General features: G+C 51.0%; 16 protein-coding genes. 8 read left to right on the top strand and 8 right to left on the bottom strand.

The features are described 5' to 3' along the window. Positions 1 to 56: 56 nt before the first annotated feature. The 3 genes from GS601_RS16775 to GS601_RS16785 all read right to left on the bottom strand — a co-directional run bounded on the left by GS601_RS16775 (position 57) and on the right by GS601_RS16785 (position 2,460). Positions 57 to 602, bottom strand: a complete 546-nt coding sequence (locus GS601_RS16775; RefSeq protein ID WP_162424436.1) for a hypothetical protein — start codon at positions 600 to 602, stop codon at positions 57 to 59. Next, on the bottom strand, positions 583 to 1,845 hold the full coding sequence (locus tag GS601_RS16780) for an urease accessory protein UreH domain-containing protein (RefSeq protein WP_162424437.1): 1,263 nt from the start codon (positions 1,843 to 1,845) through the stop codon (positions 583 to 585). The genes GS601_RS16775 and GS601_RS16780 overlap by 20 nt, the downstream gene beginning before the upstream one ends. Positions 1,846 to 2,130: 285 nt before the next feature. Then, entirely contained in the window at positions 2,131 to 2,460 is a 330-nt protein-coding gene (locus GS601_RS16785; RefSeq protein ID WP_162424438.1) for a hypothetical protein, read from the bottom strand. A gap of 110 nt (positions 2,461 to 2,570) precedes the next feature. Between GS601_RS16785 and modA the strand changes: the two genes are divergently transcribed. The 3 genes from modA (at position 2,571) to GS601_RS22985 (ending at position 6,939) form a co-directional block, all read left to right on the top strand. Next, positions 2,571 to 3,392, top strand: a complete 822-nt coding sequence (gene modA, locus GS601_RS16790; protein ID WP_162424439.1) for a molybdate ABC transporter substrate-binding protein — start codon at positions 2,571 to 2,573, stop codon at positions 3,390 to 3,392. A gap of 30 nt (positions 3,393 to 3,422) precedes the next feature. After that, on the top strand, positions 3,423 to 5,288 hold the full coding sequence (modB, locus tag GS601_RS16795) for a molybdate ABC transporter permease subunit (RefSeq protein ID WP_162424440.1): 1,866 nt from the start codon (positions 3,423 to 3,425) through the stop codon (positions 5,286 to 5,288). A gap of 298 nt (positions 5,289 to 5,586) precedes the next feature. Then, positions 5,587 to 6,939, top strand: coding sequence for a septal ring lytic transglycosylase RlpA family protein (locus tag GS601_RS22985; RefSeq protein ID WP_238393329.1), 1,353 nt, complete (start codon positions 5,587 to 5,589; stop codon positions 6,937 to 6,939). Here the strand turns inward: GS601_RS22985 and GS601_RS16805 are convergent. After that, positions 6,926 to 7,618: a Crp/Fnr family transcriptional regulator gene (locus GS601_RS16805; protein WP_162424441.1), complete on the bottom strand. Its 693-nt coding sequence runs from the start codon at positions 7,616 to 7,618 to the stop codon at positions 6,926 to 6,928. The genes GS601_RS22985 and GS601_RS16805 overlap by 14 nt on opposite strands. A 213-nt stretch (positions 7,619 to 7,831) precedes the next feature. Here GS601_RS16805 and GS601_RS16810 point away from each other — a divergent pair, with 213 nt between their 5' ends. Next, a complete protein-coding gene (locus tag GS601_RS16810) occupies positions 7,832 to 8,620 on the top strand; it encodes a DnaJ domain-containing protein (protein WP_162424442.1) in 789 nt (262 codons plus the stop codon). 13 nt (positions 8,621 to 8,633) lie between these two features. Continuing rightward, positions 8,634 to 8,900: a DUF3143 domain-containing protein gene (locus tag GS601_RS16815; RefSeq protein WP_162424443.1), complete on the top strand. Its 267-nt coding sequence runs from the start codon at positions 8,634 to 8,636 to the stop codon at positions 8,898 to 8,900. 50 nt (positions 8,901 to 8,950) lie between these two features. Here the strand turns inward: GS601_RS16815 and GS601_RS16820 are convergent, their stop codons facing one another. From GS601_RS16820 to lysA, 3 genes are all read right to left on the bottom strand, one after another. Continuing rightward, positions 8,951 to 9,709, bottom strand: a complete 759-nt coding sequence (locus GS601_RS16820) for an isoprenyl transferase (RefSeq protein ID WP_162424444.1) — start codon at positions 9,707 to 9,709, stop codon at positions 8,951 to 8,953. A gap of 85 nt (positions 9,710 to 9,794) precedes the next feature. Continuing rightward, positions 9,795 to 10,763 carry a diadenylate cyclase CdaA gene (gene cdaA, locus GS601_RS16825; protein ID WP_162424445.1) on the bottom strand — a complete coding sequence of 323 codons (969 nt, stop codon included), beginning with the start codon at positions 10,761 to 10,763 and terminating at the stop codon, positions 9,795 to 9,797. 109 nt (positions 10,764 to 10,872) lie between these two features. Continuing rightward, positions 10,873 to 12,255 carry a diaminopimelate decarboxylase gene (gene lysA / locus GS601_RS16830; RefSeq protein WP_162424446.1) on the bottom strand — a complete coding sequence of 461 codons (1,383 nt, stop codon included), beginning with the start codon at positions 12,253 to 12,255 and terminating at the stop codon, positions 10,873 to 10,875. Positions 12,256 to 12,364: 109 nt separating this feature from the next. On the opposite strand from lysA, the gene rimI reads away from it, so the two are divergent. From rimI to mscL, 3 genes are all read left to right on the top strand, one after another. Beyond that, the gene (gene rimI / locus GS601_RS16835) at positions 12,365 to 13,063 is read left to right on the top strand and encodes a ribosomal protein S18-alanine N-acetyltransferase (protein WP_338017062.1); all 699 of its coding nucleotides are present in this window, start codon (positions 12,365 to 12,367) and stop codon (positions 13,061 to 13,063) included. A gap of 171 nt (positions 13,064 to 13,234) precedes the next feature. Further along, the gene (locus GS601_RS16840; protein WP_162424447.1) at positions 13,235 to 15,706 is read left to right on the top strand and encodes an ATP-dependent Clp protease ATP-binding subunit; all 2,472 of its coding nucleotides are present in this window, start codon (positions 13,235 to 13,237) and stop codon (positions 15,704 to 15,706) included. A 346-nt stretch (positions 15,707 to 16,052) separates the two neighbouring features. Beyond that, positions 16,053 to 16,475: a large conductance mechanosensitive channel protein MscL gene (gene mscL / locus GS601_RS16845; protein ID WP_162424448.1), complete on the top strand. Its 423-nt coding sequence runs from the start codon at positions 16,053 to 16,055 to the stop codon at positions 16,473 to 16,475. Positions 16,476 to 16,544: 69 nt separating this feature from the next. Here the strand turns inward: mscL and GS601_RS16850 are convergent, their stop codons facing one another. After that, positions 16,545 to 17,150 carry a peptidoglycan-binding domain-containing protein gene (locus tag GS601_RS16850; protein WP_162424449.1) on the bottom strand — a complete coding sequence of 202 codons (606 nt, stop codon included), beginning with the start codon at positions 17,148 to 17,150 and terminating at the stop codon, positions 16,545 to 16,547. Between the last annotated feature and the right edge of the window lie 226 nt (positions 17,151 to 17,376).

Here is a 17,376-nt window from a genome sequence, read left to right on the forward strand (position 1 = left end):
TTACCGGACTAGATCCGTTCTATCTTGCCTTGATGTTGGAAATTCGCTGGGTTTTTCTACTTTCTTTTTATAAACCAGAACACGCCGACCAAGAGTAGCGCGATCGCGGCTCCAGAAACCCCCCAGGATGCTAGCAAATTTGGTTCAGGAGAGCGTGGTGGCTCAGCCGCACCCCCAACCGATGGGCTAGCAAATTGAGCCGCCGTTCCAGCTTGAACGGTGACATCATAGGTCAGGGTAAAAGCGTTAAAACGGTCTCTAGCGTTGGGCGTGCCGCTTAGCTCTAAGGTATAAATTCCGGCATGTGGAAACACCAGGTCTGCCCCTGGGATGCCTTGATACTGTTCTGCGGAGATAGGTTGAAGCGAGGGTTGTAGAACAAGATTGCGCTGGCGATCGTAAACCTTGAGCGTGCAGTTGCAGTGATCTAACGGCAGAATTTCCCCGCCTTGCTTTGTCAGGGCAAACCAGGCTTGTGAGGGTTTTCCAGCTTTGGGATTGTGGTTTGGCTCAATGTGAAATATAGCAGCAACGTTACCTGCTGTTTTGACGTTGTGCGCCACGATCGCATCTGAATTGATGTTATTTTCTTGCTGCGACATATAAACGTTCCAATGAAAAGAGCGACCATACCCAGCGCGATCGCATTAACAAAACAACTAAGACTGCGAGTCCCAAGCCCAAAGCTTTCCCCCTCTGAGCCACCCCTCCAACGGTATTGAGATAGCTAGAACCTACTAGCACCGCATGAGCCGCTGCCAAGAGCAACGCTGGAATGCTGAGCAGATGAATTTTTCGCCAAGTTTTGCCGAGCTTGATCGCGATCGCATCAAAACTAGTCAAGGCGGCAGGCGTCATTAGCCCCAGTGCCAAAAGCCCTGCCCCCATCCCGATTTGCTGACTAAACGGCAAGAAAGAGAGGGCTTGAAGGTTCCAATTAAACGTGTGATCGACTCCGTGAGCCACATGGGCCCACGCCAAGACAAACGCCCCAACCCCAATCACCCGGCGGTATTTAAGCGGAGCACTCCACACTTGGCTAACCGGACGGGCAATCAGCGCCACCATAAGACCCAAGAGGGCGGCATGTCCGGTGTAATCGACCATATCACCACTTCTTAACAGCAGCAAAAGACCGATGGTCAAAGTTACCCAGCCCCCAAGGCGAAAGAGTTGGCTTCTGCGATCGCGGCTCAAAAATGCAGTTGAGACACCGACTCCCAACATCATCGGCATGGTTCCGATGCCAAATGCCAGCATCGTTGCCGCCCCTAAATAAGGGTTGCCTGTCTCAGCCGCTCTAATTTGTGCAGCATACAGAAAGCCGCAAGGCATCAGTCCCCAAATTGCGCCAAGCAGGGCAGGAGTCCACCATTGATCGGACTGGGAAAACCGCATCATCCAACGATTGAGCCGCTCGTGCAGTTGACCTTGGGTAAACGGATGCAGGAGCGGAATATGGGGCAAAAGCTGCGGACTAATCTGAGCTAGCCCAAACCAAACCAGCAGTAACCCGGTAAAAATGGTGATTCCCTGACGCAAGGCGCTGTCGATTCCGGCAAGTTGCCCCCCTGCAATCAGTACCGAACCCAACGCTCCGATCGCGGCTCCAACCAGGGCATAACTCAGCACTCGCCCTAGATTGAGCAGCAGGTTAAACGCGAGATGAGAGGTGATCGAAGGGGTACTCTGCGCGAACTGCTGCTGGGTTTGAGAGTTCTGCGAGTTTGGCGGCAGCGATCGTCGCGATAGCGAAAAGGCTGCCGTTAAAGGACCGCACATTCCTAAGCAGTGTCCAAAACTGCCTAGAAACCCCAAAGATGTGATGAGCAAGAGATCAACCATTCTCCCATCATCGATCACGATTTCCCTTCTTTTCAACCCAGTTCTCAGTTCACCTGTCTAAACCAGTGGGCGTTGCTAAATGCAAGTATGATTTCCCTCCTCGCGAAGCGGGTCGAAGACCTCCCCAGCCCTTCTCCCCAAGGAAAAGAGAATCTGGTTCCCTCTCCCACGGGGAGAGGGTTAGGGTGAGGGCGGTTTGGAATTTATATCTCCGTTCACCTGTCTAAGCCCGTGCAGCCCCCATCCAATCAGGCTCACCCGTTAGCTATGGCACTCTGCTCAAGGCTATCGCGTTTCATAGGTGGGTGGGCGATTTGTTCTCCCTTGCTCTGATAGGTCACGGCGACGCGGTTGAGAATCGGTTCGACGTTGAGGACGAGTCCGATACGACCCGCGACTCGATGTATCCGAATCATCCGATGAATCACTGATTGGATCGGGGCGCGATGCAGTCAGCATAAACACTCGTCGCCCATCGTTAATGCGGTAAAGATCTTCGGCAGTACACACTAATCCGGTGGCTTGCAGTTCTTCGATCCGTTCATCTCGCTTCGCGCGCGCCACATCCGGATTGTCCCAATCAAGCTCTGTGAACACTTCTTCAATCGGTGTCATTGCGTTTACTTGTCTTACATGGCTGATCTCTAGGGTAGCGTGCTTTCGTAGAGGATTTTGGTTAGAGATTAGACTTCAAGTACAGGTTTAAACCGGAGCGGCATTGGGAGATGAACGTAAAAATTGATACAAGCTTAGTTGCTACCTTGCTCACGGCACTGTTGGCAATCTTTCTCTCAGGTTGCACAAAACAAGAGGCTTCCCCTTGGGTGACAAACAGCCAGCCAGCAACACTAACGGTTTCAGCCGCGATCAGTTTACGAGAACCTCTGCAAGAAATTGGGCAGCTTTATGAGCGCGATCGCGCTGTAAACGTGACGTATAACTTTGGTTCATCAGGGTCGTTACAGCAGCAGATCGAACAGGGCGCACCTGTGGATGTCTATCTTTCTGCTGGCTCAAAGCAAATGGATGCGTTGCAAAACCAACATCTCCTTCAACCCAATACTCGAAAAGCGTTGCTGACCAATCGGCTGGTTGTGATTATTCCAAAGCCTGATCGGACGAGTTCCATTTCTGCGATCGCGGATCTCACTCGCCCAGAGATTACACGAATTGCCTTAGGCGAACCTGGAAGCGTTCCTGCCGGACAGTATGCAGCAGAGGTGCTTCAGCATTACAACATTGCCCGCCAACTCCTGCCGAAACTGATTTACGCTAAAGATGTTCGTCAAGTGTTGACCTATGTTGAAACGGGAAATGTCGATGCAGGTCTTGTTTATTTAACCGATGCCACTTCATCTCAGCAGGTCACCATTGTGGCGATCGCTCCCACTGAGTCTCACTCTAAAATTGTTTACCCGATCGCCTTATTGAAGCAAAGCAAAAACGCCGCCGCACCCAATTTTCAAGCCTTTGTGTTTAGTGAGCCTGCGAAACGTATCTTTAGCAAATATGGCTTCACGACCCTTGGTTTCTCAACGAGTAAATAATACGGGTGAGTAATAACGGGTGAATGATGGATGTACGTTGATTTTTCTCCCTTGTGGATTTCTCTAAAAACCTCTGCGATCGCAACAGCTATCACCTTTTTTTTGGGAATTGCTGCCGCCCGCTGGATGCTCAATTCTCGTTATTGGTTTAAAGGTCTGATCGATGGTGTATTCATTTCTCCGTTAGTATTGCCCCCAACGGTTGTTGGTTTTCTATTGCTGCTGGTATTTGGTCGAAATAGTCCTGTTGGTAAACTTCTTGATCGATTTAGCATTACTATTTTGTTCACCTGGTATGCAGCAATTTTGACAGCCATAGTGGTTGCATTTCCAATCATGTATCGCACATCGCTGGCAGCTTTTGAACAAATCGATCCTAATTTGCTTCGAGCAGGGCGCACCTTGGGAGCCTCGGAATGGCGCGTATTTTGGCAGATTATGTTGCCGCTTTCCTACCGAGGGATTGTGGCTGCTACGATTTTGTCGTTTGCTCGCGCCTTGGGAGAATTTGGGGCAACGCTAATGCTAGCGGGTAATATTCCTGGTCAAACGCAGACGCTGCCAATTGCAATCTTTTTTGCCGCAGAAGCAGGAGAGTTTGAGCAGGCATTAATGTGGGTGATGATCATGCTAGCCATTTCCCTAACGGTGATTTGGCTTGCCAACGCCTGGGCAGATCAGACACGGCATCCTTCATCGCAGGCAGTCACGGCATTTGGTCGCCCAAGACAATGGAGTCGCCCAAGACAATGGAGTCGCCCAAGACCACGGGATTTAACGTCTTTGCCTGCTGATGCACCAGAGACAGAACTCTGTATAAATATTTACAAGCAACTCGCAAACTTTCCCTTAGATCTCTCGTTTTCGTTGCAGCAAGATGCTTTAGGTGTTCTTGGGGCATCTGGATCGGGAAAAACCATGCTTTTGCGCTGTATCGCAGGACTAGAAACCCCCGATCGCGGTGTGATTCGGCTAAACGGCAAAACCCTGTTTGATGCCACTCAAGGAATTAACGTGCCAAGCTGCGATCGCAAGGTTGGCATCGTGTTTCAGAATTATGCGCTGTTTCCGCACCTCACCGTTGCTCAAAATATTGCGTTTGGCATGAACAATTTGCCCAAACCGGAGCGCGATCGCCGCGTTCACGCGCAGATTGCCCAGATGCAGTTGCAAGGGTTAGAGCATCGCCATCCGCATCACCTCTCTGGCGGGCAGCAGCAACGAGTCGCGGTTGCCAGAGCGCTAGCCAGCCAGCCCGAAGCGCTGTTATTGGATGAACCCTTTTCAGCGCTTGATAGCCATTTACGCAGCCAATTAGAACAGCAGATGGTTGCGCGTCTTGCAGATTATCAGGGGGTGACGCTGTTTGTGACCCACCACCTCGAAGAAGCCTACCGCGTGTGTCCCAAACTGATGGTGATCGATCGCGGACGCGCGATCGCGCAGGGCACAAAACAAGCAATTTTCGAGCGTCCTGCTACTTTTACGGTTGCTCAGTTGACGGGATGCAAAAATTTTTCCCAGGCAGTGACAATTGCCGCCGCGCAAACCACAACTGCCACTCATGCCGTCCGGGCGCTCGATTGGGGAATTTGCCTACATGTGATGGAACCCGTGAGCGATCGCGTTGCCTATGTGGGCATTCGTGCCCATCAAATCATCATCACAACCCACGCCAATCAAGATAATACGTTTCTCTGCTGGCTAGTAGCCACGAGTGAAACGCCCCACCGCATGACGGTGTTTCTAAAGTTCAACGCAGTTCCGACGAGTGCCCAAGATTATCATGTGCAAGCAGAGGTGTTTAAGGAAAAATGGATGATGATCAAAGATCGTCCGTTGCCGTGGCATGTTTGCTTAGATCCCCTCCGTTTGATCGTTATGGAGGCAGAATAAATCTAAATCAATGGGAGTTCGACGATGATTTGCCGGTGTACTGGTGCTCGGCAAAAACATCCACGATGTCGAAAAGTAAACCCATGACGCTAATTGTGTCGCTAATTGTGTAAAGAATTGTTTCTGATCGACTGCGATCGCGGCTCCCCAGTTGTTGCTCTTGGACGAAGAAAACGGGGATCAATCATTTTTCGTGAAAAATATTTACTTTCTAGAGGTAGATCTTTTTGCTTCATAAGAATTTTATAATAAGTTCTGGAAAAACTGTATTCCTCTTTACAATTTTTGTAGCTGCGTCATGTTGATACTTGGACTTGTTTGGGTAGCCTCCTGGTTTGGTGGCATTTCTTCGTTAGGTGGAAAGCTGCTAGAAGCGCCCCGATATCTGTCTATCGCGCTTTCTAGCCACTCATCCCATAGCGCCACGGTTGCACCTCAAGATGTCCCATCTTCTAAATCTTCATTTTCTATTCAGACTGTTCTAGGGTCTGTTTCAAATTCGGTTCGGTTTGGTTTTGCTGCTGCTGAGCGTCCTTCCCGCCAGGCAACGAATTCATCGTTTGCTGAGCCAGAAAGCTGGCTTGAAACGGTCGAGGATCTGTTGCTGAATGCGGCGTTTGAGCCAGAAGTTCGCGCCGTCTCCCCGCCTCGCCCAACACCCTCTGCGGCTTCAACGTCTCCTAAATCGATGGAGGCTGCTCAGAGTCAACCCTCTGACCGCTCGATGGAGGCTTGGTTAGAAATGGCGGAAAGCTTCCTCCTAGGGCTGCCTAGTCTCGCCACTGAGCCAGACGGTGAGCGTTCCTCTGTGTTGGTAGTTGAGGTTGGGAATGACGGTACGGCGTTGAGTCCTCATTCTAAATGGGTAGAAACTCAGGGTTTACTAAAATGCGCCACGTCGTACAATCACCCTTCTAGCAGCCCTTCAGAGCATTCCGCAATGGGGGGCTTTCAAATTTGGGTGCAAGATTGTTGGGTGGCAAGCCTACCCGATCGCCAAACGGCAGATGCGATCGCAGCGGCATTGATTCCCTTAGCCAATGAGACAGGTGTGAATCCTGCTGATCTTCAGCCTGCGCTGATCGAGGGGAGAGCAGTCGGCAAATTTGGCGATCGCACTTTATTTACGATCAGTGCTGAGCTTGCGGCTCGGCTCGGTCGTCCGGCAGAGTTAATTGCCATTGAGTGGATCAACAACCTGCGGATCTCTCTGGGGCATCCCCCTGTGCCGTTAGCCACCGCGCAAGTGCAGATGCACCAACTTGATGCCACCGACACCAGCATTGATGGAAAAGCCTCCTGGTACGGATTTTATTTTCATGGGCGACAAACTGCCACCGGAGAAATTTTTGATCAAAATGCGCTCACAGCGGCGCATCGCTCTCTACCGTTTGGCACCTACCTGAAGGTCACCAATCTACTGAACGGTAAAAGCGTCGTCGTGCGGATCAACGATCGTGGTCCCTATTTCGATGAAGGTGAACGGGTGATCGATCTCTCCAACCGAGCCGCGCGGTGCATCAGCAGCCACGATCGCGGAGTTGTGCCGATCGAAGCGGTCGTTTTGCAGCCTAGCTCTCCGGCAAAGGTTGCTTCTCAGGTAACAACTCAAGTGTCGTCTTTGCCAAAAACCCACATCACAGGCTATTAGCGACGTTCGCGGTATGGACGGTCATCGTTTGGGCGTTCGTGGTATGGACGGTCATCGTTTGATTGTGCAAAATGATCTGGCGGTTTGCTCCCACTGTGATCCAGCCTTCTTGTCGCAGTTGACCCAGCAAGCGGGTGACGGTCACGCGGGTTGTGCCGATCGCGTTGGCAATTTGCTGGTGAGTGAGCCGCACATTGAGCCGCACGCCTTCTGCCCCCGGTTGCCCCACTTCATGCTGAAGCAGCAGCAGGAATTGCTTGAGGCGTTCTTCAACGCGGCGATACCCTGCTAGGGCAAGAAAGGCTTCGGTTTGCTGAAGTCGCCGGGCGAGATGGGGAAAAATGCCTTGGCTCAGAGCAGGAGACTTTTCAATCTCGGTCAAGGTAAAACCCATGAGATCTGCGTCTGTCAGCGCGATCGCATGGTAGGGAGAAATCCCGGTTAACGGCAACCCAAAGGGCATTGATGCGGTGACGACTCCCAGCAATGCCTCGTCTCCAGTTGGGTAGAGCGTGTTGAGTGACACAATGCCTCGGCAGACGATCCACACCTCATCGGCACGCATTTGGATGGGTTGACCACTGCGAAAGGGCTGTAGGCTTCGCTCTCGATAAAGCTGCTCAAGTAATTGACGAAGATCGGCAGGGCTGCTCAGACTGGATGTAAAGGATTGGATCATGGAAAACCTTCCGTAATCGGGTTCCAACCAATACTTTAGAAGCTAGACCTCAAGATAAGGTAATCGACAGGTTAACGTTGGAAGCAATTTTTAAATTTAAGTTTTAGGCTTGGTGGTGACGAGCTACTTTTTCGAGCTTGCCCTTGCGCCGCCGATCGTGCACTCTCTTTGTGCGATTACAATAATTGAAAAGCTGACGAGGAAAGGACTGACGTGACTCAGGATCAGGCAAACTCTGGCAGAAGCGGCAATCGATCGCCCTATCAACAGGTAACGGGTTCTGACTACTACAAACTGTTGGGGTTACATCCTTCGGCATCCGTGCGCGATATTCGGCAAACCTACCGAGAGTTGAGCAAGCTCTATCACCCGGATACAACGGCACTGCCCAGCGCGATCGCCACCGAGAAATTCCAACGGATCAACGAAGCCTACGCAACGCTGAGCAATCTTGAGCGCCGAACGGCTTACGACCAAAAGATCGGCTATTCTCGCACGATCGTCTCTCAGCCCTTGCCTACCCTCAACAAACCTCAGTCTTCGTCATCGGCATATTTAGACCCAACCGATCGCCCGCTTTCTGCCGGAGAACTCTTTGCCCTATTTATTTTGGGTCTAACGTTTCTGGCCTGTCTAGTGCTGGCAGTCACAATCGGCTTGACGAGGGGTGAAGAGGCGTTTAAGCCGATCATTGCCCACGATCCGGTGATTCAAGAAGTGTTAAACGAGATGCAAACTGCTGATGCGATCGCTGTAGAGCGCAATTTGGAAGGAACCGAAGCCCCCCTCCTCGCCCCCGTTTCTCAATCCACCAAGGGGCTAGACAAGGCGCTAGAACCGAGTCCTCACGTCAAATCGTCGGGTGAGACGGTTGACATGGGCGCAGAAAACACTCTACAGGCTACTCCAAAAATCGTACCCCCCGAACCCCAAGCCGTTGCCGAATCTAACGCTGAGCCAAGTGCCATAATTGAAGCTGATAGTTTGTCCCGCCAACCCTAGCGCTTCACCGTTCATGTCTCTTCCTTCCCCAGATACGCCGCTTTACAATCATCCCCTGCCGCAGATTGAGTCTTGGCTCTTCGAGCAAGGCTGTCAGCAAAATTCAGACGAACTCCATTGTTGGATGATCGAACGCCCACGCTGGCAAGCCGAACTGTGTTTAGAAGCCGATCAGTTGACAGTGAGATATTTCAATGTTGAAGGGCGAGATTTGCAGCGATCGTTCAAGTATTCGCTCTCTCGCCAAGATATTGAAGATGCGGTATTTGCCGGACCTTAGACCCTCAAAAGTCTGGTTTCAAACGCTGCTCGCTCTCAACGCTACTGAATTTAAACGTTGCCGACTTTGCCAAAGCGCCGTTCACGGGCTTGGTAAGACGCTAGGGCCTGATGAAACTCGTGTCGATCGAAATCAGGCCACAGGGTGTCGGTGACATACAGTTCGGCGTAGGCAGCTTGCCACAACAGAAAATTGCTGAGGCGCATCTCGCCACTGGTGCGAATCAATAAATCTGGGTCGCAGACTCCGGCAGTGTGAAGATGGCGCTCAAACAGGCTTTCATCAATGTTGTCTGGGTGAAGTAAGCCTTGTTGAACTTGAGAGGCGATCGCGCGGCATGCCCGCACAATTTCTTGCCGTCCCCCATAATTTGTCGCGACTGAAAACGTGATGCCCTGATTGTCTTTCGTTTCCAGCATCGATCGCTCAATCTCTGCCTGCAAGCTGGTGGGCAAGGCATCCAAGTTACCCACAAATCGAATGCGGACATTTTCTTCCTTCATTTCCCGCAACTCTTGGCGCAACACCCGCTCAAACAGCGTCATCAAAAAATCAACTTCTTCGAGGGGTCTGCCCCAATTTTCGGTCGAAAAAGCATAGGCGGTGAGCGCCTGCACTCCCCAATCTCGACAGCAGCGCAGCAGATCTTTGAGGGTATCTACGCCGCGCCGATGCCCCATAATGCGCGGAAGACCCTGCCGCTTTGCCCAGCGCCCGTTGCCATCCATAATGACAGCCACATGTTTGGGTAAGCGATCGCGATGCAAATCGGTCGGCAATTCTTGTAAAATCGAGGGCTTCGCAGTCATGTTCTTCGAGCAACCGAGGGTGAGTAGTCAAGCAACAGGATCGATAATTGAACCTTAGCTTAGACAGAAAGGGGTTTTGCAGAACTTAAGAATCGCCAGGTTTTCGCCCATCATTGAGCTTGCGTTTGGTTTTGTTAAGCTCTGGCGGATGACGTAGAGAGGGTTTTTGAAAGAGGCGTGAGAATAAGGATAATCCTTTGCTGACCAAGCGGCGAATTAACGTCCTCAAATTTGGTGCAACGGGTTCACGATCGCCCGAAAACGAGAATTTCGCTTCTAGTAGCTCTTTTAATTTACTGCTAGTGAGGGGTCGATTTAGCAGCCCCCGTTCTGCTAGTGAAATTGACCCTGTTTCCTCAGACACAACAATACAGATACAGTTTTCCACTCGGTCAGTCATACCCATGGCGGCGCGGTGGCGGGTGCCCAGTTGACGGGAGGCAGTCTTCTCAGACAACGGCAAAATCACGCCTGCCGCCACAATGCGGGAGCCGCGAATCAAGACGGCTCCATCGTGCAGCAGCGTCGTCGTTTGAAAAATGGTTTGCAGCAATTCTTTGGAAAGCTCCGCATTTAACTTGACGCCCGGAACCGAAAAATCGCGCTCATCGATCGGGCTACCTGTTTCCAAAATCAACAGTGCCCCAGTACGGTTTTGGGATAGCTCTTTGATGGCATCCACAATCTGATCCGTTACGCTGTCTGAACCGGGCAAACTGCGCCGCGACGGCTGAAACAATTGGATAATTTCTCCTCGCCCCAACTGTTCTAAAAAACGCCGAAACTCTGATTGCAAGATAAATGCCATCGCAACGGCAGCCCCCACCACCAAGTTGTTGAGGACAAAGCTCAGGAGCACCAGATCGAGACGGCGACTAATTGCCGCCGCTAGCATTAAGACAATAAACCCCCTCACCATCCAGAGGGTGCGACGCTCTCCGATAATGATCAGCATCATGTAGGTCAGTGCTAGCACCAACCCAACATCAAGCAAAAATCGAAGATTTTCCAGGTTAAACAGAAACTGGAGTGGTTCGAGAGTGAGAGCTAACAAGGACTGTATCCTGTCAGGAGCAGTGAGTAAGGATGAAAGATAAGAAGATAAATCCGTAGGGGCTGGGTTTTGCAGACCTACCCGTTGGTCTTCAGTTCATCTTTCATCTTTATTTCAGGTGAGCAGGAAGGCGATCGTAGCGAATCAGATCTTCGTAGGTTTCCCGCTGCAAGATCAGATCTGCGGTGCCGTTGCCCACCAAAATAGCAGCCGGACGAGCCAACCGATTGTAATTAGAAGACATGCTGTAATTGTAAGCTCCGGTTGCCATGACGACGAGAGTATCTCCGGGTTGAGTGGAAGGGAGTTTTGCGTCTTTGATCAAGATGTCGCCCGATTCGCAGTGTTTTCCGGCGATCGTTACGGTTTCGGTCAGTGGGTCAGACATGCGGTTGGCAACGATCGCCCGACAAACCGACTGATACGTAATCGGACGAGGATTATCGGACATGCCGCCATCGACACTGAGATAGGTGCGAATGCCCGGAATCGTCTTCTTGCTACCGACTGTGTAGGCGGTCACGCAAGCAGAGCCGATCAGAGAACGTCCTGGTTCTGCTAGAACTTTAGGCAAAGGAATATTAGCGGCTTGACACGCTTGAAGGAGTCCATCACATACGGTTTTCACCCATTCGTCGATGCTAGGTGGATCGTCGCCTTCGTTATAGCGAATTCCTAAGCCGCCGCCGACGTTAATTTCTGCGATCGCCACTCCATACTGTGCCGCTTTATTAAGCCACTGCACCATCACCCCACCTAAATCCTGATGGGCTTGCAGTTCAAAAATCTGAGAGCCAATATGTGCGTGCAAGCCAACCAGTGACAACGATGGATACTGACTGATGAAGTTGAAGCCATCCTCAACTTGATTGGGGTCGAAGCCAAATTTGCTGTCAATATGTCCAGTCCGAATATATTCGTGAGTGTGGCAGTCCAATCCTGGCGTAATTCGCATCATGATGCGGATCGGCAAATCGGTTTTCAAGCTTGCCAAGGTTTCAATCTCGAAACGGTTATCGACCACAACGGTGCATCCCGCTTCAACGGCTAATTTCAGTTCTGATAGAGACTTATTATTGCCGTGTAAGTAAATTTTGCTGGGATTCGCGCCCGCTTTCAACGCTGTAAACAGTTCGCCACCCGTCGCTACATCAATTCCTAACCCTTCTTGGGTTGCGATCGCGCAAACTGCTAAACAATTCCAAGCTTTCGAGGCATACAGCACCTGAGCTTCACCTGGATAGTAGCGTTTGAAGGCATCGCGATACTGACGACATGCGATTCTTAGCGATTCTTCATCCAAAATATAGAGCGGCGAACCAAACTTGTTTACTAAGTCCGTAACATCGCAACCTCCGACTTCGAGATGGTCGCGATCGCTAACGGTTGCTGTTAAAGGCAGCAATCCCTGATTCGGAGATCGATCTGCGGTTTTCTCTGTCAAGTATTGGCGACCAGTGTTTTGTGCCTCTAAAGCTTGAGTCGATAACATTCTTCTTGGTGTCCTCAATCGCTGGCGGGAGTGCTGACTTAACCTATTTAAGCCCTGTCTACCCAGTGTACAATTGAGGGCTGTCGATGCGGAGTTGAATTTACGTTGCGTGACGACCTCGATTACCCTACAGCCTCTCGATGCCGCTCTGCTCCCTTCTGCCCTTGAGTTAGATCAACTTTGCTTCGGTGGGTTGTGGACGTTAGACGGCTACCAAAAAGAATTAGACAGCCCAAACAGCGATTTACTCGCGATCGTTCTAGCGCCCCCTGCCGATGAGACGGAGCTAACGAATGCAGATGAGAGCCAAGCTACCTCCCCAAAGTCAAATCTTCCATCCATCCACCCATCCGCCCCATCTGTTACCCCATCTGCTGCCACTGCATGCCTAATCGGGCTTGGCTGCTCCTGGGCGATCCTCGACGAAGCCCACATCACAATCTTGGGCGTTCATCCTAGCTACCAGCGACGCGGACTGGGACACCTAATGCTCTGCGCCCTCCTCGATCGCGCCCGACACCGCCAGATGGCACGCGCCACCCTAGAGGTCAGAATTTCTAATCAATCTGCCCTAGCGCTATATCAAAAATTTGAATTTCAAGGGGCGGGGCGACGGAAAGCTTACTACACAGATACGGGCGAAGATGCACTAATTTTGTGGCGCGGCGGGCTGCAAACCCCTCAGTTTTCCGCCCTTCTCGCTGCTCAATGGGCGGAAACCCAGCATCGCCTCGTCTGGCAAGATTGGGCACTCCACCTCCTGTTACCAGTCTCGATAGTACAAACATCTACCTTGACTTGTTCCTAAGCTTCCGCTGACAATCTGCCCTTGGCTAGAGATTTTCCTTCCCTATTGCTTCAGCCGAACGGGAGAGTTCGGTTATCGCTATTCTACCGGTCGCTGCAATCATGACGACCGGACAGTTTGTCTGTGTTAGAATCACCCTACCGGCACGCAGCAGGTAAATGGAAAAACGCCATGTTTGAACGCTTCACAGAAAAAGCCATCAAGGTCATTATGTTAGCCCAAGAGGAAGCACGCCGCTTGGGTCATAACTTTGTAGGTACAGAACAGATCCTCTTGGGTCTAATCGGGGAAGGAACCGGCGTCGCCGCCAAAGTCCTTAAATCGATGGGCGTCAACCTCAAAGACGCTCGGATCGAGGTAGAAAAAATCATCGGTCGAGGGTCGGGCTTTGTGGCTGTGGAAATTCCGTTTACGCCACGGGCAAAGCGCGTCTTAGAACTCTCCCTGGAGGAAGCCCGTCAGTTGGGACACAACTACATCGGCACCGAACACCTGCTTTTGGGGCTAATTCGGGAGGGAGAAGGGGTTGCCGCCAGAGTGCTGGAAAATCTTGGGGTTGACCTGTCGAAGGTGCGGACTCAAGTGATTCGCATGTTGGGCGAAACGGCTGAGGTTACGTCTGGTGGAAGCCAGGGGCGCACCAAGACTCCTACCCTAGATGAGTTTGGCTCGAATTTGACTCAACTTGCTACCGAAGGCAAGCTTGATCCGGTGGTGGGTCGCCAGAAAGAAATTGAACGAGTGATTCAGATCCTCGGTCGTCGGACGAAAAACAACCCAGTGCTGATTGGTGAGCCTGGTGTGGGTAAGACTGCGATCGCAGAAGGTCTGGCTCAGCGCATTGCCAACGACGACATTCCAGACATTTTGGAAGATAAGCGCGTTGTCACCCTCGATATTGGTCTGCTTGTAGCCGGAACCAAATACCGGGGTGAGTTTGAAGAGCGGCTAAAGAAAATCATGGACGAGATCCGCTCTGCCGGGAACGTCATTTTGGTGATCGACGAGGTTCATACCTTGATCGGTGCCGGGGCTGCCGAAGGGGCAATCGATGCGGCAAACATTCTCAAGCCAGCCCTGGCACGGGGTGAGTTGCAGTGTATCGGTGCGACGACCCTAGATGAGTATCGCAAGCACATTGAGCGAGATGCTGCTCTAGAGCGCCGATTCCAGCCTGTGATGGTGGGTGAACCCTCGGTCGATGAGACGATCGAAATTCTGCGGGGGCTGCGAGAGCGTTATGAGCAGCACCATAAATTGAAGATCTCTGACGAAGCCGTGGAAGCCGCCGCTAAGCTGTCCGATCGCTACATTTCCGATCGCTTCTTGCCCGACAAGGCAATCGATTTAATCGACGAAGCGGGGTCTCGCGTTCGGTTGATCAACTCGCAGTTGCCTCCTGCTGCCAAAGAGCTTGACCGCGAATTGCGCCAGGTCTTGAAGGACAAAGACGATGCGGTGCGATCGCAGAACTTCGATAAAGCGGGCGAACTGCGCGATCGCGAAATGGAGATTAAAACCGAAATTCGGTCGATCGCCCAAAGCCGCAAGACCGAATCTACAGGCGAAGACGCACAGCCTGTTGTAACCGAGGAAGACATCGCCCAAATCGTCGCTTCTTGGACAGGCGTTCCGGTGAATAAACTCACCGAATCCGAGTCTGAGAAACTGTTACACATGGAAGACACACTGCACACCCGCCTGATCGGTCAGGATGAAGCGGTGAAAGCGGTGTCTCGTGCCATCCGTCGCGCCCGTGTCGGGTTGAAAAATCCTAACCGCCCGATCGCTAGCTTTATCTTTTCCGGACCAACCGGGGTCGGTAAAACTGAGTTGACGAAGGCATTAGCCGCCTATTTCTTTGGCTCCGAAGAGGCGATGATCCGCCTAGACATGTCCGAGTTTATGGAGCGCCACACCGTTTCTAAACTGATCGGCTCGCCTCCAGGATATGTCGGATATAACGAAGGGGGTCAACTAACGGAAGCGGTTCGTCGGCGTCCTTACACGGTTGTGCTGTTCGATGAAATTGAGAAAGCACACCCCGATGTGTTTAATATGCTGCTGCAAATTTTGGAAGATGGTCGCCTGACCGATGCCAAGGGGCGCACAGTAGATTTCAAGAACACGCTGCTGATCATGACCTCGAACATTGGTTCTAAGGTGATTGAGAAGGGTGGCGGCGGTTTGGGCTTTGAGTTCTCTGGCGAAGGAGAGGTTGACTCTCAATACAACCGTATTCGATCGCTAGTGAACGAGGAATTGAAGAATTACTTCCGTCCTGAGTTTCTCAACCGTCTCGATGAAATCATTGTCTTCCGTCAGCTTAACAAGGAGGAAGTCAAAGAGATTGCTGTCATCATGCTCAATGATGTCTTCAAGCGCTTGCAGGAGCAAGGTATTACGCTCGAAGTCACCGAGAAGTTTAAGGATCGATTGGTGGAAGAGGGCTATAACCCAAGCTATGGAGCGCGTCCTCTACGTCGTGCCATCATGCGGCTGCTTGAAGATTCTTTGGCTGAAGAGATTCTCTCGGCGCGCATCAAAAATGGCGATACGGCTGTTGTAGATGTGGATGAGAGCGGACAGGTGAAAGTGCTGCAAGGTCAGCAGCGAGAGCTATTACCGCAAGCCGCCGAGTAGCACTTCAAACAATTTGAACCTCGAAGTGGTAGGGAGTAGTATACTCTCTGCCGCTTTTATTTGTGTTGGCTGACTCATCTGTTGAAAGGATTTGGGTAGAAGAGCAAATAGGCGGTATAGAGTTCACCAATCTTAAGAAAACCAGAACGATTCGCAAAATATAATGCTCGGAAATAGAATAAGGCGTATAGCTGTTTTTAGATAAGTGAAGCATTTTACGTATGTTTAATAACTTATATCTTTGGATATAAGCTGATGCTTATTCTACAGTTTGTGCGTGGTTTATCTACTTGTAAAACGCTGCATTATTGGTTGTTTAGGTGAAAGTTGAGGAAGAGATTGTCTTATGACAAATGGTGGGTTGTGGGCAGACTTTAAAAAGTTTCTGATGCAAGGCAATGTGGTTGATTTAGCCGTTGCTGTTGTCATTGGGGCTGCGTTTGGTCGGATTGTTGAATCTTTAGTGACGGATGTGATTACGCCAGCGATAATTGGTCCTGCGATGCAAGCCGCAGGAGTTGATCGATTGGAGAACTTTATTGTTGGTAACGGGATTAGAATCGGTCTCTTTCTGGCGGCAGTCATCAACTTTATTGTGATTGCCTTTGTTATTTTTATCTTGATCCGAGCGCTTGAAAAAGCGAAGCGGAGATTTTCTCGTAGGGAAGCGATGGACGAGGCGGCAGCACCCGCTAACCCGGTTGTGCTGTCTCAAGAACGACTGACCGGCGCGATCGAACGTCTTACCTCTACGCTAGAAACGCGGTAATTTTGAATTCGCGAGGTTGAATTGCTCTGCATTTTGCCCCTGAGGTAGAACGCAGAGCAATTCTTATTTTTACGGAATTAAATCATAAGCTCGCCGATTAAATTCGCTTTCTGTAATTTCTCTCCGAAATAGCTGCCCCTTAATTTGGCTGAGATCGTCTCTAAATTTTCTTAACGTCTCCAATTCTGAAGGGAGCGGCGTTGGTGTTGGGTTGGGCGACGGGGTTTGAATGCCTCGTGCATCTGCATCTAGCTGACGCCGAACTGCGATCGCAGCAATACCTGTTACGAGAAATCCGCGATTGCGCTGATAGACCTTGATCAGGTTGTAGGTTTCTCGGCGATAGTGACCGGTGAGCGGTAGCGATAGCCCGGTGACGATTTTGAGGTTGTTTTGCAAAATTCTGACCGTTGTTTCGACCCGCGATCGCAGATCTACCCCATCTTGCCCATTAGCTGGCAGACCAGAGTCTTGCTGAAACATTGCGATCGCCGCTTGAGTGTAGGTCTCGACATAGGGCAAGCCTCGGAGCGCTGTTGTCGCACAATTGATATTGCCTAAGACATCGCGATCGCACGCATTAAAGTGATTGCCAAGCCCATCGATACCCCGTGGCCCTAAGTAATATCCTAAACCGTCTAGATTTTCCCTGAGATCTGATAGCGACAATGGCATAGCCTTCAATCCTTTCTCCCTAGTAGATTTCTGCCTAGTAGATATTGTCAGAAATAACGCTAAATCTGAAGGGAATCAACCGATATACCCATCTTGATAGACCTAGCCTGATATCCCCATTGTTAGCCCAAGTTAGCCTAATTTAACCGAACCTGAGTTCGGGTTAAGCCGGAAGCAGCAGATTGAGGTCAAGCGCGATGGAGGGCTGCTTGGGCTGATGGCAGTA

It is taken from the genome of Myxacorys almedinensis A, from assembly GCF_010091945.1.
Classification (GTDB): Bacteria; Cyanobacteriota; Cyanobacteriia; order Leptolyngbyales; family Leptolyngbyaceae; genus Myxacorys; species Myxacorys almedinensis.